Annotated in this window: 16 protein-coding genes; 6 read left to right on the top strand and 10 right to left on the bottom strand. The window is 52.9% G+C overall.

Annotated features, from left to right (window positions below; all coding sequences use genetic code 11):
- Positions 1 to 107: 107 nt before the first annotated feature.
- The 3 genes from hcr to Q3A88_RS01165 all read right to left on the bottom strand — a co-directional run bounded on the left by hcr (position 108) and on the right by Q3A88_RS01165 (position 3,225).
- The gene (gene hcr / locus Q3A88_RS01175) at positions 108 to 1,133 is read right to left on the bottom strand and encodes an NADH oxidoreductase (RefSeq protein ID WP_094371378.1); all 1,026 of its coding nucleotides are present in this window, start codon (positions 1,131 to 1,133) and stop codon (positions 108 to 110) included.
- Positions 1,134 to 1,272: 139 nt separating this feature from the next.
- Positions 1,273 to 2,925: a hydroxylamine reductase gene (gene hcp, locus Q3A88_RS01170; RefSeq protein WP_039287019.1), complete on the bottom strand. Its 1,653-nt coding sequence runs from the start codon at positions 2,923 to 2,925 to the stop codon at positions 1,273 to 1,275.
- Between the two features lie 189 nt (positions 2,926 to 3,114).
- The gene (locus Q3A88_RS01165; protein WP_410522751.1) at positions 3,115 to 3,225 is read right to left on the bottom strand and encodes a LysO family transporter; all 111 of its coding nucleotides are present in this window, start codon (positions 3,223 to 3,225) and stop codon (positions 3,115 to 3,117) included.
- A gap of 353 nt (positions 3,226 to 3,578) precedes the next feature.
- Between Q3A88_RS01165 and Q3A88_RS01160 the strand changes: the two genes are divergently transcribed.
- On the top strand, positions 3,579 to 5,243 hold the full coding sequence (locus Q3A88_RS01160; protein WP_014915064.1) for an ATP-dependent endonuclease: 1,665 nt from the start codon (positions 3,579 to 3,581) through the stop codon (positions 5,241 to 5,243).
- Positions 5,244 to 5,357: 114 nt separating this feature from the next.
- On the opposite strand, the gene cspD is transcribed toward Q3A88_RS01160, so the two are convergent.
- Positions 5,358 to 5,579 carry a cold shock-like protein CspD gene (gene cspD / locus Q3A88_RS01155; protein WP_010277240.1) on the bottom strand — a complete coding sequence of 74 codons (222 nt, stop codon included), beginning with the start codon at positions 5,577 to 5,579 and terminating at the stop codon, positions 5,358 to 5,360.
- 422 nt (positions 5,580 to 6,001) lie between these two features.
- Here cspD and clpS point away from each other — a divergent pair, with 422 nt between their 5' ends.
- From clpS to Q3A88_RS01140, 3 genes are all read left to right on the top strand, one after another.
- Positions 6,002 to 6,322, top strand: coding sequence for an ATP-dependent Clp protease adapter ClpS (clpS, locus tag Q3A88_RS01150; protein WP_005967385.1), 321 nt, complete (start codon positions 6,002 to 6,004; stop codon positions 6,320 to 6,322).
- Between the two features lie 29 nt (positions 6,323 to 6,351).
- A complete protein-coding gene (clpA, locus tag Q3A88_RS01145; RefSeq protein WP_110163048.1) occupies positions 6,352 to 8,625 on the top strand; it encodes an ATP-dependent Clp protease ATP-binding subunit ClpA in 2,274 nt (757 codons plus the stop codon).
- Positions 8,626 to 8,861: 236 nt separating this feature from the next.
- On the top strand, positions 8,862 to 9,341 hold the full coding sequence (locus Q3A88_RS01140; RefSeq protein ID WP_110163047.1) for a carboxymuconolactone decarboxylase family protein: 480 nt from the start codon (positions 8,862 to 8,864) through the stop codon (positions 9,339 to 9,341).
- Here Q3A88_RS01140 and Q3A88_RS01135 read toward each other — a convergent pair whose 3' ends face one another.
- The 6 genes from Q3A88_RS01135 to trxB form a co-directional block, all read right to left on the bottom strand.
- On the bottom strand, positions 9,342 to 10,787 hold the full coding sequence (locus Q3A88_RS01135; protein WP_317177257.1) for a PLP-dependent aminotransferase family protein: 1,446 nt from the start codon (positions 10,785 to 10,787) through the stop codon (positions 9,342 to 9,344).
- A 151-nt stretch (positions 10,788 to 10,938) separates the two neighbouring features.
- Positions 10,939 to 11,157 (bottom strand): translation initiation factor IF-1, encoded by a 219-nt coding sequence (gene infA / locus Q3A88_RS01130; protein ID WP_002211347.1) that lies wholly within the window; start codon positions 11,155 to 11,157, stop codon positions 10,939 to 10,941.
- Between the two features lie 112 nt (positions 11,158 to 11,269).
- Entirely contained in the window at positions 11,270 to 11,974 is a 705-nt protein-coding gene (aat, locus tag Q3A88_RS01125; RefSeq protein WP_110163045.1) for a leucyl/phenylalanyl-tRNA--protein transferase, read from the bottom strand.
- Positions 11,975 to 12,008: 34 nt separating this feature from the next.
- Positions 12,009 to 13,748 carry a heme ABC transporter ATP-binding protein/permease CydC gene (gene cydC, locus Q3A88_RS01120; protein WP_317177256.1) on the bottom strand — a complete coding sequence of 580 codons (1,740 nt, stop codon included), beginning with the start codon at positions 13,746 to 13,748 and terminating at the stop codon, positions 12,009 to 12,011.
- A complete protein-coding gene (gene cydD, locus Q3A88_RS01115; protein ID WP_110163043.1) occupies positions 13,748 to 15,514 on the bottom strand; it encodes a heme ABC transporter permease/ATP-binding protein CydD in 1,767 nt (588 codons plus the stop codon). The genes cydC and cydD overlap by 1 nt, the downstream gene beginning before the upstream one ends.
- 237 nt (positions 15,515 to 15,751) lie before the next feature.
- The gene (gene trxB, locus Q3A88_RS01110) at positions 15,752 to 16,714 is read right to left on the bottom strand and encodes a thioredoxin-disulfide reductase (RefSeq protein ID WP_317177255.1); all 963 of its coding nucleotides are present in this window, start codon (positions 16,712 to 16,714) and stop codon (positions 15,752 to 15,754) included.
- Positions 16,715 to 17,298: 584 nt separating this feature from the next.
- Between trxB and lrp the strand changes: the two genes are divergently transcribed.
- Positions 17,299 to 17,793: a leucine-responsive transcriptional regulator Lrp gene (gene lrp, locus Q3A88_RS01105; RefSeq protein WP_010277211.1), complete on the top strand. Its 495-nt coding sequence runs from the start codon at positions 17,299 to 17,301 to the stop codon at positions 17,791 to 17,793.
- Positions 17,794 to 17,907: 114 nt separating this feature from the next.
- A complete protein-coding gene (locus Q3A88_RS01100; RefSeq protein WP_317177254.1) occupies positions 17,908 to 21,396 on the top strand; it encodes a DNA translocase FtsK 4TM domain-containing protein in 3,489 nt (1,162 codons plus the stop codon).
- Positions 21,397 to 21,489 lie beyond the last annotated feature (93 nt).

Below are 21,489 nucleotides of genomic sequence, written 5' to 3'. Positions count from 1 at the left end.
ATGAAAACTATGGCGTTAATACTCGCCTGAAACCCAGCGTCATTTAACATGACCTACCTGCCCGATAGCCGAGGCTACCAGGCAGAAGGGGGTAAAACGCGGGTATATCAGGCCAGAACGGTGTCGCCTTGCAACTGGCAACTACAGGCCAAAACATAGCCCTGTTCGATCTCGGCTGGTGTTAGCGTCATGGTACTGCTGGTGGTGTAATTACCGGATAGCACGCGGGTTTTACAGCTCCCGCAAACACCGGCGCGGCAGGCGGCGACAACTGGCACCTTATTGGCTTCCAGTGCGGCCAGCAGACTGATGCCTACCGGAACGCGCAGATTTTTCAGCGGACGACTGATGGTCAGCGTGAGCTGATCGGCATCGTCATCCAGTGCTTCATCTGCCGGGCGGAACTGTTCTTTGAAGATGCGGTTTGAGGCAACGCCAAGCTGCTGACTCAATGTTTCAATCTGGTTCATGTACGGTGCCGGGCCGCAGGTCATCACGGTGCGGCTGGCGATATCCGGCACGTGTTCGACCAGCAGGTCGCCGCTGATACGTCCCGAAAGGAAACCGGGCGCAGCGTCAAACTCTGCCATCAGCGTCAGATGCAACTGCTGCGGATAACGCTGCACCAGATCCTGCCATTCTTTGGCGAAGATCACCTGCAGCGGATTGCGCACGTTGAAAATAACGTGGATATCGGTTTGCGGTTTATTTGCCAGCAGCCAACGGCACATCGACATAATCGGCGTGACGCCACAGCCTGCTGCCGCCATCAGGTAGCGATCGCTGACCGCGTTGGCGCAGGTAAACTCGCCCTGTGCATCGGACAGCCACAGATAATCACCGACTTTCAGCGCTTGGGTCAGCCAGCGGGAACCGACACCGTCGTCGAGTCTTCTTACCGTCAAGGTAATAAAACGGCTGAGGCCCGGTGAAGAAGAAATCGTATAAGCCCGTAGCGTCTCCGCGCTGTTGGCAATGCTGACTAACGCATACTGACCCGGCTGATACGGATAAAAATCATGATTAACCAGTGAAATCGTCCAGACATCAGGCGTTTCCTGAGTAATCGAATGTACCTGCATGCGGTTAGAACACAGCGGTGTCGGCCCAATCTGTAGTGCGGGCATGGTCATAATCAATCTCCATAACAAACGGGTACGGTGAAGCGTGTAAAACTGGCGGCCCATAAAACAGTGGGCTTAGCGTGAGGCATCAATGCCGATACCTCACGCTGCATGACGAGGAACGCGCTCCTCCGTCCGCATTGATTCATCAAGCGGCCAGAATGGTGTTCATGTCCTGTTCAACGGTGGTAATCGCTCGCATACCGAATTTGTCGTTCAGGATGGCAAGCAGGTTGTCCGTCAGGAAGCCCGGTGCCGTTGGCCCGGTGTAGATATTCTTCACGCCGAGGGACAGCAGGGTGAGCAGGATGACAATCGCTTTCTGTTCAAACCAGGACAGCACCAGACTCAGCGGCAGATCGTTCACGCCACAGCCCAGTTTCTCCGCCAGCTTAACGGCCAGAATAATGGCCGCGTAGGCGTCATTACATTGGCCGACATCCAGCAGACGCGGCAGGCCTTCCAGCGTACCGAAGTCCAGTTTGTTGAAACGGTATTTACCGCAGGCCAGCGTCATGATCAGGCAATCTTGCGGAACGTTTAGCGTAAAGTCCGTGAAGTAGCTACGTTCTTCACGGCTACCGTCACATCCGCCAACCAGGAAGACGTGGCGCAGTTTTTTCTGTGCAACCAGATCGATGACGGTATCCGCAGCGCTCAACAGCGTTTCACGACCAAATCCGACGGTGATCATGTGCTCGATTTCGCTGTATGGGAAACCAGCCAGACCCTGTGCCTGTTCGATAACCGGGCTGAAATCGTCGCCTTCCAGGTGGTTCACGCCCGGCCAGCCTACGATGCTACGCGTCCAGATGCGGTCGCCGTAGTTACCTACGTTTGGATCGATAATACAGTTGGAGGTCATGACGATTGCGCCAGGGAATTTGGCAAACTCAGTCTGCTGGTTCTGCCAGCCGCTGCCGTAGTTGCCCGCCAGATGCTTGAATTTTTTCAGCTCTGGGTAACCGTGTGCAGGCAGCATTTCGCCGTGGGTATAAATATTCACGCCGGTGCCTTCGGTTTGCTCGAGCAGCATGCGCAGATCTTTCAGATCATGACCTGAAATCAGAATCGCTTTACCCGCAATTGGGCGGACGTTGACGGAAGTCGGCTGTGGATGGCCGTAAGCATGGGTCTCGCCATGGTCAAGGATCGCCATAACGTTGAAGTTCATTTTACCGATGCCCATTGCGTTGTTCAGCAGGGTGTCAACATCGGATGGCTGTGTGCCCAGCCATGCCATGAAAGCATGATATTCGGCATAGATCGCGTTGTCATACTGACCGAGAACGTGGGCGTGCTCCATATAAGCTGCCGCACCTTTCAGGCCGTAAAGGTTGAGCATGCGCAAGCCGTGAACGTCGTCACCAACGCTGGCTTTATCGCTGTCCAGCGCAAAGTCTGCCGCCTGTTGCAGTAAGGTCGGAATATCGTTACCAGCCAGTTGCAGGGCTGCCATTGGGTGATCGACGGTCACGGTGGCATCGTGCAGACGGCAGCGAACAGCCAATGACTCGCGCAGTGTAATGGCTTCCTGTGCGTAGCCAATAATGCGCTGAGAATCGAAGTTAACGTTGGTCAACGTAGAGAAGAAGGCGCGTGGCGCAAAGCTGTCGACATCGTGATCGATGATATCCAACTCGCGCGCTTTCAGCGCCCAAGCAGAAAGCCCTTGCAGCACAGCGACCAGCAGGTCTTGCAGGTCGGAGGTTTCTGCGGTTTTGCCGCACATGCCCTGCGCGTAAGAGCAGCCGTTTCCAACAGGGGTACGAATCGTTTGTTCACATTGCACACAAAACATAATGACTTCCTTTTTTAAGTTGCATTTAAAATGCTTGTTTTAAAGCATAGTGTTAGCCGAGGCAGGTAAAAAGGCTTTTTTACTGCAACTTTAGGTAAATTTGATTTAGCGCAAGTTTGGTGATGGGCAATGAAAATCACTCTCAATCACAGCCCATAAACGAGGGGGAAAACGGTGTTCAGTGTGCGCTTATGAAGAAAATAACGCCATCAATATGGGAGCCGCGAGGCTTAATAAGAAACCATGTACGATGGCAGCAGGCACGACATCGATACCCGCGCAGCGGTACCAGATAGCCAATGATGAGCGGTAATAAAATAATTAATAATCCTGAATACATCACAGAATTGATGTCCTTACGCGAGAAAAACGGCGCTAACCCGTATTTTAGGATTGGCAGGGGCCCGTCGTTAAACCATGAGGCTTTTCTTCTTCAGTTCTACCCCGATAGGCATCGACACAGCGGAAAGACAAACCGTGCGTTCGTTGACAACATCGTAGGATTCATCGGCTACACTTGGCGGGAAGAAAAACGATAATCTATTAAAATTAAACAAATTATCGAAGTGAGTAAAGCGCTGTCTGGCAGGATATTCTATACACTGAGCATTTTTGCAGCAGAAACTCGCAGGCAGCTGCTACAGGAGAGAAAGATGCATCTGGAAAGTATTGAAATCCTGGGATTTCGGGGAATCAATCGTCTGTCGCTGACGCTGGACGAGAACAACGTACTGATTGGTGAGAACGCCTGGGGGAAATCAAGCCTGCTGGATGCGCTCTCGCTGCTGCTGGCACCGACGTTGCCGCTTTACCATTTTGATATGCAGGATTTTCACTTCACGCCGGGAGATGAAAATAGTCGGGAAAAGCATCTTCAGGTTATTTTCACGTTTTGCGAGACGGCACCTGGCCATCATTTATCCCCTCGCTACCGTTCGCTTAGCCCCGTGTGGGTGGAGGGCGAAGCGTCGCTATACCGCGTTTTTTATCGGTTAGAAGGTGAGGTCGACGAAAGCCAGTCGGTCTTCACCTGGCGTAGCTTTCTGGACGCTGACGGGCACCCGATACCACTGGATGATATTGATGAACTGGCCAGAGAAATTATCCGCCTGCATCCGGTACTGCGGCTGCGTGATGCGCGTTTTATGCGGCGTTTGCGCTCCGGGACGCTGGCCGCGACGTTAGATAACAGCAATGAAAAGCTGGCTCAGCAGTTTGAGCAACTGATGCGCGAGCTGGTGCAAAATCCGCAGAAGCTGACGGATAAAGAGCTGCGTCAGGGTCTGGTGGCGATGCGGCAACTGCTGGAGCACTATTTTTCCGAGCAGAACGCCACGGGTAATGACCGGCGCCATCATCGGCATGCGCGAACGCATAACGGTAAATCGTGGCGATCGCTGGATAACATCAATCGCCTGATTGCTGACCCGAATAGCCGCAGTCGCCGGATTATCCTGCTGGAATTGTTTTCTACGCTGCTACAGGCGAAAGGGTCGGTGGCGTTGGATCCCCATGCGCGTCCGCTCTTGTTGATTGAAGACCCGGAAACCCGGCTGCACCCGATTATGCTATCCGTCGCCTGGGGGCTTTTGGTGCAGTTGCCACTCCAAAAGGTCACAACAACGAATTCGGGCGAGCTGCTGTCGCTGGTGCCGATGGAGCAGGTGTGTCGTCTGGTGCGGGAATCCTCACGGGTGGCGACATACCGTATTGGTCGTCAGGGTATGAGTGCTGAAGATAGCCGACGCATTGCGTTTCACATTCGTATGAATCGACCCGCGTCACTCTTTGCCCGCTGCTGGCTGCTGGTGGAAGGGGAAACCGAAGTTTGGATGCTGAATGAACTGGCGCGCCAATGTGGACATCATTTTGAGGCGGAAGGGGTGAAAGTGATTGAATTTGCCCAGTCCGGGCTCCGGCCATTGCTGAGGTTCGCACGTCGTATGGGGATTGAATGGCATGTGCTGGTCGATGGCGACGATGCGGGGAAAAAGTATGCCGCGACGGCGAAAAGCATGTTAACCGTACAGGACGAGAGCGAGCGCGATCATTTGACCGTCTTGCCCGCATCGGACATGGAACACTACATGTACCGTGAGGGATTCAGTCACGTTTATCACCGCATCGCGCAGTTGCCGGAAAAAGTGCCGCTCTCGATGCATAAAATCATCATCAAGGCTATTCATCGGTCGTCCAAGCCAGACCTGGCGATTGAAGTCGCGATGGAAGCCGCAGCGATGGGTAGCGAGGCAATCCCACCGCTTATCCGCAGCATGTTCTCCCGCGTGCTGTGGCTGGCCCGTGGGCGGGCGGATTAGTGCGATACATATAAAAAAATGCCGTTCGATATAACGAACGGCATTTGTCGCATTATAGTCATTTTACGGTTTAGCGTAGCGTGTTCTGAGTAGACATGTAGGGTGTAGCAGGGGTCAGGATGCGGCCTCGGCGACTTGCGGGACGATCAGGCAGGCATGATTGCCTTTCGGCCCTTGATGAACATCAAACCTGACAACTTGTCCGGCTTTCAGAGTCCGGTAGCCATCCATTTGAATGGTTGAGTAGTGCGCGAAGATATCGTCACCGCCCCCTTCTGGACAGATAAAACCAAACCCTTTGGCATTATTGAACCATTTAACAGTACCTGTCTCCATGCATTGACATCCTTCGCAAGAGTATTCTTTTCAGTAAGGTGTGGTTATTTGGTTACTACGAATACGAATTGATTAAAACCCCATCAATTCATCCGTACACTTTAGTGAAATCGATCCCGACGTCAAGCGATCCACCGCGTGGTGAGGAGGGCAGTTTGTCAAAGTTTGATGCAGATAACGCTATTGATGAACCCACGATCGCGTTGCGTAATCAAGATATCGGTTACAGACCTTGAATTTTGCTTTCCGGGAACCATTTAATCCCTCAGGTGGTAAAATAAAAAGCAGACGTGCTACTGTAAATGTAGAGATACCCGTCATCTTTCAAGTCGCAGGCGCTTACTTCCTGCTTCTCGGATCTATTAGGAATAAACAGACCAATGTCGTGAGTCGCGATATTCGTTACATGATGTGGATAGAGAATGGGAAACAACAGTACGTGGTCACAATCTGAGAACCTGACCGCCGATAAACAGAAAGAAAAATTGCAGCCGCCTTCCATGTATAACGTGGTGTTGAATAACGATGATTACACCCCGATGGAATTTGTTATTGACGTTCTGCAAAAGTTCTTTTCTTATGATATTGAACGTGCCACACAGCTTATGTTAACCGTGCATTATCAGGGTAAAGCGATTTGTGGCGTATTCAGCGCTGAAGTGGCTGAGACCAAGGTCGTACAAGTTAATCGTTATGCCAGAGAAAATGAGCACCCGCTGCTCTGTACGCTGGAAAAAGCCTGAAGTCAGGCGATTTATTGGGAGAGGTGCCTATGCTCAATCAAGAACTGGAACTCAGTCTCAACATGGCTTTCGCCAGAGCGCGTGAGCACCGACACGAGTTTATGACCGTGGAGCACCTGCTGTTGGCTCTGCTCAGTAACCCAGCCGCCCGTGAAGCATTGGAAGCTTGCACGGTAGATTTAGCCGCGCTGCGTCAGGAACTGGAAGCGTTCATTGAGCAAACCACACCAACATTACCGCAGAGTGACGACGAGCGCGAAACTCAGCCCACGCTTAGCTTCCAGCGCGTACTCCAACGTGCCGTTTTCCACGTGCAGTCCTCTGGCCGCAGCGAAGTGTCCGGTGCCAACGTATTGGTCGCTATTTTTAGCGAACAGGAATCTCAGGCCGCCTACCTGCTGCGCAAGCATGACGTCAGCCGTCTGGATGTGGTGAACTTTATTTCCCACGGCACGCGTAAAGAAGAATCCGATCAGGCGCCGAACCCTGAAAGTCCCGTCAATGAAGAACAGGCAGGAGGGGAAGATCGTATGGAAAACTTCACCACCAATCTGAATCAACTGGCTCGCGTTGGCGGTATCGATCCGCTCATTGGCCGGGATAAGGAACTGGAGCGTACGATTCAGGTATTGTGCCGTCGCCGTAAAAATAACCCGCTGCTGGTCGGCGAATCTGGCGTCGGTAAAACCGCGATTGCTGAAGGGCTGGCCTGGCGTATTGTGCAGGGCGATGTGCCGGAAGTGATGGCGGAGTGCACGCTGTACTCGCTGGATATCGGCGCGCTGTTGGCAGGCACCAAATACCGCGGTGACTTTGAAAAACGCTTCAAGGCGCTGCTGAAACAGTTGGAACAGGATAAAAACAGCATTCTGTTCATTGATGAAATCCACACGATTATCGGCGCGGGTGCAGCGTCCGGCGGTCAGGTTGATGCGGCTAATCTGATTAAACCGCTGCTTTCCAGCGGCAAGATTCGCGTTATCGGCTCGACCACCTATCAGGAGTTCAGCAATATCTTTGAAAAGGATCGGGCGCTGGCGCGTCGTTTCCAGAAAATCGATATCACTGAACCTAGCGTGGAAGAAACCATACAAATCATTAATGGCCTGAAGCCGAAGTATGAGGCTCACCATGATGTTCGCTATACGTCGAAAGCGGTTCGTGCGGCGGTAGAACTGGCGGTGAAATACATTAATGACCGTCACCTGCCGGATAAAGCGATTGATGTGATCGACGAAGCGGGCGCGCGTAGCCGACTGGTGCCGGTTAGCAAACGTAAGAAAACGGTCAATGTGAGTGACATCGAATCGGTTGTCGCCCGCATCGCCCGTATTCCAGAAAAAACCGTCTCCGCCAGCGATCGTGATGTGCTGAAGAACCTCAGCGATCGCCTGAAAATGCTGGTGTTTGGGCAGGACAAGGCAATCGAAGCGCTGTCCGAATCTATCAAGATGAGTCGTGCAGGGCTGGGTCAGGAGCGTAAACCGGTTGGTTCCTTCCTGTTTGCTGGTCCTACCGGCGTCGGTAAGACGGAAGTGACGTTACAGCTGGCCAAAGCGCTGGATATCGAACTGCTGCGCTTTGATATGTCCGAATACATGGAACGCCATACGGTTAGCCGTTTGATTGGCGCGCCTCCGGGCTATGTGGGCTACGATCAGGGCGGTCTGTTAACGGATGCCGTGATTAAGCATCCTCATGCGGTGCTGCTGTTGGATGAGATCGAAAAAGCGCATCCTGACGTCTTTAACCTGCTGTTGCAGGTGATGGATAACGGTACGCTGACGGACAACAACGGCCGTAAAGCGGATTTCCGCAATGTCATTGTTGTCATGACCACCAACGCAGGCGTGCGGGAAACACAGCGTAAATCCATTGGTATCATCCATCAGGACAATAGCACTGATGCGATGGAAGAGATCAAAAAGGTCTTTACGCCGGAGTTCCGCAACCGTCTGGATGGCATTATCTGGTTCAACCATCTGTCGACTGACGTCATTCAGCAGGTTGTCGATAAGTTTATCGTAGAGCTTCAGGCGCAGCTGGATGCGAAAGGCGTCTCGCTGGAAGTGAGCGATGAAGCGCGCGACTGGCTGGCAGAAAAAGGCTACGACAAAGCAATGGGCGCCCGACCAATGGCACGCCTGATGCAGGAAAGCCTTAAGAAGCCGCTGGCCAACGAGCTGCTGTTTGGTTCGCTGGTGGACGGTGGCTCTGTTACGGTGGAGCTGGATAAAGAGACGCAACAGCTGACATACGGCTTCCAGAGCGCACAGAAACGAAAAGCAGAAAGCGTTAATTAATCAATATCGTGTGTTATCTAAGAGGGATGCTGAGGCATCCCTTTTTTATTGGGTCGCAGACTGATCTTGGTGCGCTATTTTGCATTATGGCCCAGTTAAAAACACGATTCTTGGATCTTTTCGGATAGGCCAAGATTTTGCACAATCATGGCTGCCGAGCTGCCAGCCCTGTTACGCGTTACTCGATATATGGCTGTCTCTCTTCGCCTTAACCCTTTCTCATTTTGGAGTGAACGATGAGCCAACGTCTTGATTACTACAGTAAGTCTCCCGAGGCTGCCAGGAAGTATCTGGAGTTCAATAACATTCTGCACAAGAAACCATTTTTGGCTGAAATAGGCCATCTGGTTACGCTGCGTGCCTCTCAGCTTAACGGCTGTGCATTTTGCGTTGATATGCACGTTAAAGAAGCCAAGATTAATGGGGAGCGCGAACTACGCCTGCATCATGTGGCTGTCTGGCGTGAATCACCGCTTTTTTCCCTGCGTGAGCGTGCTGCACTTGAGTGGACAGAAGTATTGACTCATCTTCCGCCGCACGGCGTACCGGACGAGGTGTTTACGCGCGTTCGCGAACAGCTGTCAGAAGAAGATCTGGCTGACTTATCTTTCATGATTATCGCGATTAATGGCTGGAATCGTTTGGGCGTCGCGTTTCAGGTTGTTCCCGGCTCCGCAGATAAGCTGTACGGTCTGGAAAAAGCCAATCTGAGCTAATTAACGGCCGTGCTGTTCAAGCTCGGCCAGAATCAACGTAGCCAGCTGCTCTGGTTCTGACATTGTGGCGCAGTTGGTGAAACTGGCGAGCAGTGCGTTGTCACCGTTTCCTGATACAGCCCAACGTGATAGCGGCTGAACGGCAATCCCTTGAGCCAGCAAGCGGTCGGCAAGTCGTCGATCGCTTATGCTATCCGGCAGGCGTAACACTAAATGCATGCCGCCGGGCTGCGCGTCGATATGTATGCGATCGCCTAAAATACCCTGTAACGCAGCGATGGTGGCGGCGCGACGTTCTGCATAAAGGCGTCGTGTGCGCTGAATGTGCCTGGCAAAATGGCCTTCAGCAATGAAGCTGGCAACGATAGACTGCGTCATGGTTGGCGATGCGGAAGCGAAGAAAATTCGGCTGATATGTTCAAAGGTGGCAATCTGCGCCTGTGGTACAACCAAATAAGCCAACCGAATCCCCGGAAATAACACCTTGCTGAAGGTGCCCGCATACAGAACCCGCCCATGACGATCCAGACTGGCGAGCGCGGGAAGGGGGCGGCTGACGTAGCGATATTCCCCATCATAATCATCCTCTACTATCCAGGCATTCTGCTCGGTTGCCCACTGCAATAATGCCTGTCGCCGAGGAAGCGACAGCGACATCGACAAGGGGCTTTGATGTGCGGGCGTGACAACGGCCATACTGGCATCATTCGCCAGCGCGATACCGTGCTCCACGTTGAGTCCTTCACGATCGACGGTGACAGGAACCGGACATAACCCAGACTGTGATAGCAACTGGCGAGTAGGGGGATAGCCGGGATCTTCAACCCAGACGCGTTGCTCGGATTTCAGCAAGGCCAGAGTGGTGAGTTGTAAATTGGCGCGCCAACCTGAGGTGATGAATACCTGACTGGCGGTACAGTCAATGCCACGCGCTACTTGCAGGTAAGAGGCGATGGCGTTTCTGAGCGCTGGTAAGCCATAAGGTGCAGGGTAATCCCAATCCGGTAACTGCATGCTGCGAAGATAACGTGCGCCCAGCCGAGCCCATAGTTTGCGCGGAAAGGCGTCAAAAGCGGGAACGCCCATTTGAAAAGGCAACAGTTGCGATGGACGCCACAGTATGTTTTGTTCATCGTCTGGCGCTGAGGGCGATACCGTCGCATCGGTAACGGAAGTTGGCGCTAAGGGTAAATCGGGATTCACCCGCGTTCCTGCTTGCCCACGAGCCTGCAGATAACCTTCGGCAATCAGCAACGAGTAAGCCTGTTCTATCGTTCCGCGTGCGACGCCTAGCTCTTTCGCTAGCATTCGTGCGGAAGGCAGACGGTCACCCGGTGACAATAGGTCTGTGTTGATAGCCCGACGCACGCGTTCGTAAAGCTGGCGATAGAGCGGTGCATTCTCCTGAAAGGAAAGGGGAGAAAATAGATGAGAGTCAGGCTTCATACAGGGAATCCATGACAAGCAAGCTGTTGACCTTAAACGGTTGGCTCCCCAAAACTGTTTTTAAAAAAACAAAAGCCCTTGCCATGAAGGGAAGGGCTGGAGAGGGAGACACATCCTCATATATCGCTGTGATTAGCGATGAGCGAACCGGTTAGCGGCTGCGGAAGACAATGCGGCCTTTACTCAGGTCGTACGGGGTTAACTCTACAGTGACTTTGTCACCCGTCAGGATGCGGATATAGTTTTTACGCATTTTACCGGAGATATGAGCGGTAACCACGTGCCCGTTTTCCAATTCAACGCGGAACATGGTGTTGGGCAGCGTATCAAGCACGGTGCCTTGCATTTCAATATTGTCTTCTTTGGCCATCGAATCCTCTAGGTCTAACTACCTTTATTTTTTAACCGCAAGATAATGCCGAAAAACCGACATTATGTAAAGAAGCGTTCACGTTTGGGGCGTTATTTGCCCGATTTCTCTGTCAAATTGCGGGTTCGGCGAGCAGTTGTGGTAGCCAACAGCCGTCATCGACGGTGAGATCCTGCCACTGCGAAAGTTGTTGCAGAAAGCGATCGCGGGGTATTTCACTCACGCCCAGAGAAGCCGTATGGGCGTTTAACACCTGACAATCGATCAGTTCACCACCGTGGCGAATAAAATGCTGTTGAAATGCCAGCAGCGCGTATTTTGACGCATTATCCGTGCGGCTGAACATCGACTCGCCACAAAATAACCGTCCTTGCTCAATACCATATAGCCCACCAACCAGTGCGCCATTCTGCCACACTTCGACAGAATGTGCTTCTCCTGCCTGATGAAGCTGGCGATAAGCCGAGATAATGTTCGGCGTAATCCAGGTGCCGTCATGGTGCTCATGGGCGCAGGCGTGAATAACATCATCAAAGGCCTGATTCAGCGTGGCATGAAACGTATGGCGCTTCAGAAATTTTTTCATGCTGCGGCTGATATGCAAGTCGCCAGGAAACAAGACCGCGCGTGGATTTGGAGACCACCATAAGATCGGCTCACCGGGAGAGAACCAGGGGAAAATGCCCTGTCGGTAAGCCGCTTTTAGGCGGGCAACGGAGAGGTCGCCGCCAACGGCCAGCAGGCCGTTGGGGTCATCTAGCGCATGATTCGGATCAGGGAACTGAAGCGATTGAAGCGAAAGTTGGTATAGACGCATGTTTTTCAAACGTTATGTTTCAACCGAGTTTTCCCTAAACGTGTTGGCGGAACTGCCAATAACGACCTTGTTGTGCCATTAAGTCCTGATGGCTCCCCTGTTCGATCACTTTGCCATCATCCAGAATACAGATGCGATCCATCGATTCTAAGCCGTATAGCCGGTGAGTGATGACGATCAGCGTCTTATCGGCACAGTGCTGGCGGAGCAGTTGCAGAATACGCTTTTCGGTTTCTGCATCCAACCCCTCAGTCGGTTCATCCAATAAAACGAGCGGTGCGTCGTGCAATAAGGCACGCGCCAACGCGATACGGCGCTGCTCGCCACCAGACAGCTGTCGACCGCCTTCTCCCAGCCAGGCATTCAGCCCTTCGTTTTCCAGCAGTTTTTCTAACCCAACCTGCTGTAAGACCTCAGCCAGTTTTTCATCCCGCGCGGCTGGTGCGGCCAGCAGCAGGTTATCACGTAGTGTTGCGCTGAAAATATGCACGCGCTGTGGCACCACGCTCATCATGGCGCGGAGATCGTCTTCCCGCCAATCGGCAAGGGGATGTCCATTCAGCGTAATTTCTCCGTATTCACAATTCCACGCCCGGGTCAGCAATTGCAATAGCGTCGATTTCCCGCATCCTGTACGCCCCAGCAGTGCCAGATGCTCGCCCGGTTGAATGGAAAGCGTAATATTCTGCAACACGGGCTGTGGTTGGCCGGGATACGTGAAACCGACATGTGAGACATTAAGTGACGCCTCGCGTGAGGTTTCTGGCCCATGATCAGGGAACGTGACGTCAACGGGCTGGCGAATGATTTGATCGACCCGAGCGGCGGAGGCAATCACTTGCCCCATATGCTGAAAGGCCACCGTGACGGGAGCCAGTGCTTCAAAAGCAGCAAGTGAGGCGAACACGAATAGCGCAATCAACGCACCGGGCTGTGGATTACCGCCAACCCCATCCGCTGCCAGCCACAGAATCAGGGTAACGGTCAGACCGCTGCATAAAATCATCACCGCCTGAGACAGACCGGTAAGGTTGGCCTGCTGACGTTGTCGGCGCAGCCAGTTAATTTCCACCAGAGCCAGCTGTTGGCGGACGCGACTGAGTGCGCCGAAGACGGTGAGTTCCGCCTGGCCTTGCAGCCAGGTCGTTAACTGAAGGCGGTATTGTGCACGCAGCGCGGTCAAATCCTGTCCGATGCCGTTTCCCGCCCGATAAAAGACAATTGGCAGGCACAGCAGTAGTACCAGCATGATGGCACCCAGTGTCAGAGCCAGTGAGGCATCAATGAAACTCAGGCCATAGCAAACGATAAGAATGACGGCAAAAGCGCTGACGATGGGTGAAATCACGCGGAGATAGAGGTGGTCGAGCGTATCTACATCCGCTACGAGCCGGTTTAGCAGTTCAGCCTGACGAAACTGCGCCAGTCCCCCCGGCGAGAGCGGCAGGATGCGAGAAAAGGTGAAAACACGCAGGCGCAGCAAAACGCGGAAGGTGGCATCGTGGCTGACGACTCTTTCCCCGTAGCGTCCGGCCGTACGTGCAATCGCTGCGCCCCGCACGCCAGCGGCGGGCAGCATATAGTTAAAGGTGAGCAACCCGACGATCCCTGCCAGTGCGGCACCCGCCAGAAACCAGCCGGATAGCGCGAGTAGACCAATGCTGGCCAGCAGCGTTGCAATGGCCAATACTACGCCCAGACTCAAATACCAGAAGTGCTGGCGATAAAGCGCGAGAAACGGTTTTAATACCTGCATCGTTTTCATCTGAGCCATTACAGCGCCTCCTGTCGTTGTGCCAGCAGCGTCGCGAAGGGACCTGCTTCGGCTCGGAGTGTTTGATAGTCACCCTGTTGAACTAACCGACCGCCGTCCATGACCCAGATCGTGTCATACTCGGCGATCTCGGTGAGCTGATGCGTGACCAGCAGCGTGGTCTGGGAGCGTGCTGCGCCGTTCAGCGCCGTCATAACCAGCTCCTCGCTATGGGCATCCAGGCTGGCTGACGGTTCATCCAACAGCAGTAAGTTGCAAGGGTGAATGAGCGCACGGGCAACGGCGACGCGCTGTGCCTGTCCGACGGAGAGGCGTGCCGCACCGTCACCGATCGTTGTTTCCAACCCCTGCGGGAGCTGCGGTAAAAATTCCTGTACATACGCGTGTTCAATCGCATATTGCAATTCCAAAGGACTGGCCTGCGGATTACCCAGCAGAATATTGCTGCGCAGCGTCTGTTCCGGCAAGTGGGGATTTTGTCCGACCCAGCTTAACTGCTTACGCCATGATTCAGGCGTCAGCGTGTTCAATGCCTGACCGTTGACGGTGAGTGAACCGCGATAGGGCAGGAATCCCAGCAATACATTAAGCAGTGAGCTTTTCCCGGCTCCGCTGAGGCCGACCAGCGCGATACGTTCACCTGCGCGAATATCGAACGTCAACGGTTGGGTCAGCGGCGTGCCATTCGGCGCGAGGACAACCAGATCTTCCGCTCGGATAGCAATGGCGGTATTGCTGCTGAATTCGTGTGTGCCAAAGCCGACGGTTTCGCCTTCCTCTGACAAAAAAGTCACCAGTGATTCCGCTGCCCCGATAGCCTGAGCCTTGGCATGATAGAAGGTGCCCAAATCGCGTAAAGGCTGAAAGAATTCCGGTGCCAGAATCAATACGAGGAAGCCGGCGAAGAGTGTCACTCCCATGCCGTAATGACCAAAATCCAGCTCCCCGAGATAAGAGAAACCGAAATAAACGGCGACAACGGCAATCGAAATGGAAGCGAAAAACTCCAGTACGCCCGAGGAGAGAAACGCCATGCGTAGCACTTCCATCGTACGACTACGGAAATCTTCGGAAGCATGGCGGATTTGTTCGGTTTCAGCCTTACCACGATGGAACAGACGTAGCGTTTCCATCCCGCGCAGGCGATCGAGGAAGTGTCCACTCAGGCGTGCCAGCGCCAGAAAGTTGCGTCGGTTGGCATCCGCCGCGCCCATGCCCACCAGCGCCATAAAAAGCGGGATAAGCGGGGCGGTTAGAAACAGAATCAGGCCAGCAGCCCAGTTGAGCGGGAAAATCGTGATTAAGATAAGCAGTGGAATCAGCGCGGCAAGATACATCTGCGGCAGGTAGCGGGCGTAATAATCCTGCATATCATCAACCTGCTCAAGGATCATCGTTGCCCAACTGCCGGCGGGTTTGCCCTGTACCCAGGCAGGGCCGAGCTGTTGCAATCGATCCAGGACCAGCTTACGAATTTGCTGTCGAACGGCTTGTCCGCAAAGAAAACCAACACGCTCGCGTAACACACTGTTGAGCGCGCGCAGAATAAATGTGGCAATCAGCAGCAGGAAAGGGGAGAGCAAAGATTCGCGAGTCGCATGCTCAATGATCAAGGCATGAAGCAGCGTAGCTAACAGCCAGGCTTGCGCCACGATTAACGCACCGCTCAGGAACCCAAGCAGTAGTGAAATTCGTAGCCAACGTTGCGCCAGCTTACTCTGTTGTTTCAGCCAGGCGGTCAGTTCTTGCTGTCTGGTTTTTTTCATCAGGCACCAGTTCGTTATATTGCAGAAATGGACTTAACAGAAAATAACTCTCATGCAACTGTTAGTTAACAAAATTATCTTCTATCACGCAGAATGACGCCATGTTACCGCGACAGGGACGCGCTGCAAACGAAAAGGAGAGGGGAAATGGGTGAGGCGATCAATTTTGTGTTGCGGAAGGCAAACCAGAGATAAAGAAAACGGAACGGCTGTTGCCGCTCCGTTATCAGCAGCGAATTACTTGTTGACGGTCAGCCCGTCAAGATAACGTTCAGCATCCAGTGCCGCCATACAGCCGGTACCTGCGGAGGTAATGGCCTGACGGTAGATGTGATCCATGACGTCGCCTGCGGCAAAGACGCCAGGAATGCTGGTCTGTGTCGCGTTGCCGTGAATACCGGACTGCACTTTGATATAACCGTTTTCCAGTTCCAACTGACCGCCAAATACGGCCGTGTTTGGACTGTGGCCGATAGCGATAAACACGCCAGCCAATTCCAGTTCTTCGGCCGCGTCGCTCTGCGTATCGCGGATACGGACACCGGTTACACCCATGTCATCGCCCAGCACTTCGTCCAGCGTACGGTTGGTATGCAGGATGATGTTGCCGTTTTTAACTTTGTCCATCAGGCGGTCGATCAGAATTTTCTCTGAACGGAACGTCTCGCGACGGTGGATCAAATGCACTTCCGCCGCGATATTAGACAAATACAAAGCTTCTTCTACTGCGGTATTCCCGCCGCCAACTACAGCGACTTTCTGGTTACGGTAGAAGAACCCGTCACAGGTTGCGCAGGCAGAAACCCCTTTGCCTTTAAACGCGTCTTCAGACGGCAGACCGAGATAACGAGCCGATGCCCCCGTGGCAATGATCAGCGCGTCACAGGTGTACTCGGCGCTATCGCCGAATAAACGGAAGGGACGGTTCTGTAAATCAACACGTTCAATATGATCGAAGATCACTTCGGTATTGAATTTGGTCGCGTGTGTATGCATACGCTCCATTAACAGCGGGCCAGTTAAATCATCGGCATCACCCGGCCAATTTTCTACTTCGGTCGTGGTCGTCAACTGACCGCCTTTTTCCATACCCGTGATTAATACTGGCTGTAAATTCGCCCGTGCAGCATAAACAGCGGCAGTGTAGCCAGCGGGGCCTGAACCCAGAATCAATAACTTGTGATGTTTAACAGTACCCATGCTTTCCTCATTTCATGACGGCGGATAATGCTCATATAACGGTTTCTACAACAAACCCGCTTCCTTACTACGAACAGTCTCTACCACGGACAATGCGAACGATTGTAAGGAAATTACAAGAGTAAAAAAAGTATGCAGAAAAGTTGCTGGCTATTTGTTTAATCGTTAATGACGATGAGGATGACAAATCGCTGAAAAATCAGCCACATTCATAAGTAAAATGATTGAAGTCACCTCGGAGAATGGCTCTGGCTTATCCAATCTGGCAGTTTCTTCTGATTTTCGTTGTTTTGCTTTGACAATCGGCTGTGCATTTGCGAAAACATCTGGGTAAGAGGAAATTTTTTGTATGTGAACAGTTAAAAGCTCGGCTTTTTATTCGTTTTTGCGCAGGTAGTAGGCCTTTGGGCCACGGATATGACGTGATGGTCTTTTCGCGGGTGAGCAATACGTGGGGCGAGAACGAGAAGTTAATGACTGTTGATATACAAAATAGGCAGCGTGTCTTCTTTAGGGGTAGCTCTGATACATGAGGTCTATCGGGGTAAAGCGGGTGCAGGGAAAAGTGAAGAGAGACAATAATAATGGTAGACACTAAAAAACGGCCAGGCAAAGATCTCGATCGTATTGATCGTAACATCCTGAACGAATTGCAAAAAGATGGACGTATTTCCAATGTCGAGCTTTCCAAACGTGTTGGCCTGTCGCCAACACCTTGTCTGGAACGTGTACGTCGTCTGGAAAGACAGGGCTTCATTAACGGCTACACAGCGCTGCTAAACCCGCATTATCTGGATGCGTCACTGCTGGTTTTTGTTGAAATAACGCTAAACCGCGGCGCGCCTGATGTATTTGAACAGTTCAATGCTGCGGTGCAGAAGCTGGAAGAAATTCAGGAGTGTCATCTGGTTTCCGGTGATTTTGACTACCTGTTGAAAACGCGAGTGCCAGACATGTCCGCTTACCGTAAGCTCCTGGGTGAAACGCTGCTGCGTTTGCCAGGCGTAAACGACACCCGTACCTACGTGGTGATGGAAGAAGTGAAGCAAAGCAACCGTCTGGTCATTAAGACGCGATAAATGTGTGGGTGCAAAACCCGATAAATTCAGCTACACTCCTGTGAATTTATACAGTTCCAGCGCCGGGTTTTCTCGGCGCTTTGTCATAAACCTTACAGGCCCCTGGAGAGACTCTTGAGCCAGGAATATACAGAAGATAAAGACGTTACCCTGAAAAAGCTCAGTGGAACACGTCGTTTGCTTGAAGCGATTTTAATCGTTGTGGCACTTTTTGCGGTTTATCTTAGTGTCGCACTACTCAGTTTCAGCCCCTCCGACCCCAGTTGGTCACAGACTGCATGGCATGAACCTATTCACAACCTCGGTGGTGTAGCAGGTGCATGGCTGGCGGATACGCTGTTCTTCATTTTTGGTGTTCTGGCCTACGCTATTCCACCGATTATGTTATCCCTGTGCTGGGTCGCTTTCCGCCAGCGTGATAACAACCAGACTATTGACTACTTTACCTTTTCACTTCGCCTGATTGGGACATTGGCGCTGATCCTGACCTCTTGCGGTTTGGCTGCGTTGAATATTGACGATCTCTACTATTTTGCTTCCGGTGGTGTGTTGGGAAGCCTGTTGAGCAGCTCAATGATCCCACGTTTCAACAGCATGGGCGCAACGCTGATTCTGCTATGCGTGTGGGGGGCAGGGTTAACGCTGTTTACCGGCTGGTCATGGTTAACGATCGCTGAAAAAATTGGCGCAGGTGTCTTGGGTTGCCTGACGTTTATGTCAAACCGTTCACGCCGCGACGAGGACTATCGCGAAGAACACGATCGTGAAGAGGATGAGCGCGATGCGCTTAATCTGCGTCACGATGAGACGTTGGGTGAGGCAGTCACACAACAGCGTGATGACGATGATGTTCTGTTTTCTGCGCCTTCCGTGGCTGATGCGGTAAACGACACGGCGGTAGACAATAAGATAGAAGTGTCATCCCCGGTAGCTGAGAACGCACCGACAGCGACACAGCCAGCTCTCTCCGCTGAAACGCCGGTGGCAGGGTCAACATTGTCCGATGTGGCAGCGTCTGATTCAGCATTACCAGGATCAGCATTCTCTGCTTCATCGGCTGGCATTGTGCCGCCTGTTACTCCGTCTGCGATTGATTCGACGCCGTCGCTAAATCCGCCGCTGTATTCGTTTGAAATCCCTGAAACGCCAGCGGCAATGCCAGAGATCGCAAGCTCGCTTGAACGCCATAGCAGTGCGTATGCACCTTACGGAAATAGTTACGGAGAGAGTGCCGTCCCACCGATTGTTACGGCACCTGTGGCTCAACCGTTTGCTGAGCCGCCACAACCGACACGCGATACGGATTTCGACGCGAATAACACCTTTATGCCGGCGTTCAGTGCCGATGGGGATGATAACCCGCAGATTAAACGCGGCGTAGGGCCTGAGCTGCCGCGTCCTAATCCTGTACGTATCCCTACTCGCCGCGAGCTGGCGTCATACGGAATCAAACTGCCGTCGCAGCGGCTGGCTGAAGAGCAAGCAAGGCTGCAGGCGCAGAACGGTAGCGAAGAAGCGGAAGTGGCGAATGACGTGTATCGGGAAGAGACACCGGATGATATCGCCCAGCAGGAAGCCGCATTGCAGCAAGCGTATCTGGATCAGCAACGCCAGCGTTACGGAGAGGAATACCCGTTACAGGAAGACGATGAAGACGCGCTTCTGCAAGCGCAGCTAGCCAGAGATTTCGCGGCACAGCAGCAGTCACGTTATGATGCCAGCGCATTGCAGCGCGATGAGGAAATTCCTGCTCCAATAGCACCGCCTGCGGTCAGTGCGCCTGTTCAGCCAAACCCTGTCACATCGCATAATGCTTTTTCATTCTCGCCGTTTAGCGCGGAGAGTGAGCGCGAGCCTGAACCGACTACGTTCAGTGAATCCACCTATTCGCAACCGTCCTACCGCTCTGAACCCGAGCTTCCGCCGATGCATGCTGGTGAAGATGAGGACGACGAGGATGAGCACAACCCGCTGACGTTTAGTCAGCCAGCGCAACCAACGTCAGCGCCTGTTGAGGCCGCGAAACAGGAAACGGTGGCAACACCAACGCATCATCCAGCAATGGATGGCTTGATTCACCCGTTCCTGATGCGTAATGAACAACCGCTGCAGAAGCCGACTACGCCGCTGCCAACGTTGGATTTGTTGACTCCACCGCCGGCTAGCGAAGCACCTGTTGATAATTTTGCACTGGAACAGACGGCGCGCTTGATTGAAGCGCGTCTGGCTGATTTCCGGGTAAAAGCCGATGTAGTCGATCACTCTCCAGGGCCGGTGATCACACGGTTTGAATTGGATCTGGCACCGGGTGTTAAAGCGGCACGTATCTCGAATCTGTCGCGCGATTTGGCACGTTCACTGTCAGTTGTCGCGGTGCGTATTGTTGAGGTTATTCCCGGCCGACCGTACGTCGGGCTAGAGTTGCCTAATGCGCATCGCCAGACGGTTTACCTGCGAGAAGTGCTGGATTGCGATCAGTTCCGTGATAATCCATCGCCGCTGTCGATTGTGTTGGGTAAAGATATTGCGGGCGAACCTGTCGTTGCCGATTTAGCGAAAATGCCACACCTGCTGGTTGCTGGTACGACGGGGTCGGGTAAATCGGTCGGCGTCAACGCCATGATCATCAGTATGTTGTATAAAGCCACGCCGGAAGACGTACGCTTTATCATGATCGACCCGAAAATGTTGGAGCTCTCGGTGTACGAAGGCATTCCGCATTTGTTGACGGAAGTTGTCACTGACATGAAGGATGCGGCCAATGCGCTGCGCTGGTGTGTCGGTGAAATGGAACGTCGTTACAAGCTGATGTCGGCGCTTGGCGTGCGTAATCTGGCGGGATACAACGAACGGGTGATGACGGCAAATGCGATGGGGCGTCCGATTCCCGATCCGTTCTGGAAGCCGGGTGACAGCATGGATATGACGCCGCCAGTGCTGGAAAAACTGCCGTATATTGTTGTTATGGTCGATGAATTTGCTGACCTGATGATGGCGGTGGGTAAGAAAGTTGAAGAACTGATTGCCCGACTGGCGCAAAAAGCGCGTGCTGCGGGGATTCACTTGGTGCTGGCGACGCAGCGTCCTTCGGTTGATGTCATCACCGGATTGATCAAAGCGAACATTCCGACGCGTATCGCGTTTACCGTTTCCAGCAAGATCGACTCACGCACAATCCTCGATCAAGGGGGCGCAGAGTCGCTATTGGGGATGGGGGATATGCTGTATATGGCACCTAACTCCTCGATACCTGTCCGTGTTCATGGCGCTTTTGTGCGTGATGAGGAAGTTCACGCCGTCGTTCAGGACTGGAAAGCGCGCGGTCGCCCTCAATATATCGATAATATTGTCAGCGGTGGCGACGATGCTGAAGGCGGAAGCCTCGGTCTTGATGGCGATGAAGAACTCGATCCGCTGTTCGATCAGGCGGTAGAGTTTGTGGTCGATAAACGTCGTGCGTCAATCTCGGGCGTACAGCGTCAGTTCCGAATCGGCTATAACCGTGCCGCGCGAATTGTTGAGCAAATGGAGGCGCAGGGTATCGTCAGCTCTCCAGGGCACAACGGGAACCGCGAAGTATTGGCTCCGCCATCAATGGAATAAGCACGCCGTACTGATTGACGTCACTCCACGATAAGGGCTGCGCGAGCAGCCCTTATGCAAAGAAGCGTAAAAGCGACAATAAGCAGATAATTC

It is taken from the genome of Pectobacterium sp. HCp5_1 (genome assembly GCF_032905925.1).
Lineage (GTDB): Bacteria > Pseudomonadota > Gammaproteobacteria > Enterobacterales > Enterobacteriaceae > Pectobacterium > Pectobacterium brasiliense_A.
The sequence above is the reverse complement of the archived record's forward strand: the minus strand, read 5'-3'. Positions and strand labels throughout refer to the sequence as shown.

What these genes read in the sequence shown, in the direction of transcription:
- hcr (WP_094371378.1), bottom strand. Translation starts at nt 1,133, where the DNA reads ATGACCATGCCCGCACTACAGATTGGGCCGACACCGCTGTGTTCTAAC.
- hcp (WP_039287019.1), bottom strand. Translation starts at nt 2,925, where the DNA reads ATGTTTTGTGTGCAATGTGAACAAACGATTCGTACCCCTGTTGGAAAC.
- Q3A88_RS01160 (WP_014915064.1), top strand. Translation starts at nt 3,579, where the DNA reads ATGCATCTGGAAAGTATTGAAATCCTGGGATTTCGGGGAATCAATCGT.
- cspD (WP_010277240.1), bottom strand. Translation starts at nt 5,579, where the DNA reads ATGGAGACAGGTACTGTTAAATGGTTCAATAATGCCAAAGGGTTTGGT.
- clpS (WP_005967385.1), top strand. Translation starts at nt 6,002, where the DNA reads ATGGGAAACAACAGTACGTGGTCACAATCTGAGAACCTGACCGCCGAT.
- clpA (WP_110163048.1), top strand. Translation starts at nt 6,352, where the DNA reads ATGCTCAATCAAGAACTGGAACTCAGTCTCAACATGGCTTTCGCCAGA.
- Q3A88_RS01140 (WP_110163047.1), top strand. Translation starts at nt 8,862, where the DNA reads ATGAGCCAACGTCTTGATTACTACAGTAAGTCTCCCGAGGCTGCCAGG.
- Q3A88_RS01135 (WP_317177257.1), bottom strand. Translation starts at nt 10,787, where the DNA reads ATGAAGCCTGACTCTCATCTATTTTCTCCCCTTTCCTTTCAGGAGAAT.
- infA (WP_002211347.1), bottom strand. Translation starts at nt 11,157, where the DNA reads ATGGCCAAAGAAGACAATATTGAAATGCAAGGCACCGTGCTTGATACG.
- aat (WP_110163045.1), bottom strand. Translation starts at nt 11,974, where the DNA reads ATGCGTCTATACCAACTTTCGCTTCAATCGCTTCAGTTCCCTGATCCG.
- cydC (WP_317177256.1), bottom strand. Translation starts at nt 13,748, where the DNA reads ATGGCTCAGATGAAAACGATGCAGGTATTAAAACCGTTTCTCGCGCTT.
- cydD (WP_110163043.1), bottom strand. Translation starts at nt 15,514, where the DNA reads ATGAAAAAAACCAGACAGCAAGAACTGACCGCCTGGCTGAAACAACAG.
- trxB (WP_317177255.1), bottom strand. Translation starts at nt 16,714, where the DNA reads ATGGGTACTGTTAAACATCACAAGTTATTGATTCTGGGTTCAGGCCCC.
- lrp (WP_010277211.1), top strand. Translation starts at nt 17,299, where the DNA reads ATGGTAGACACTAAAAAACGGCCAGGCAAAGATCTCGATCGTATTGAT.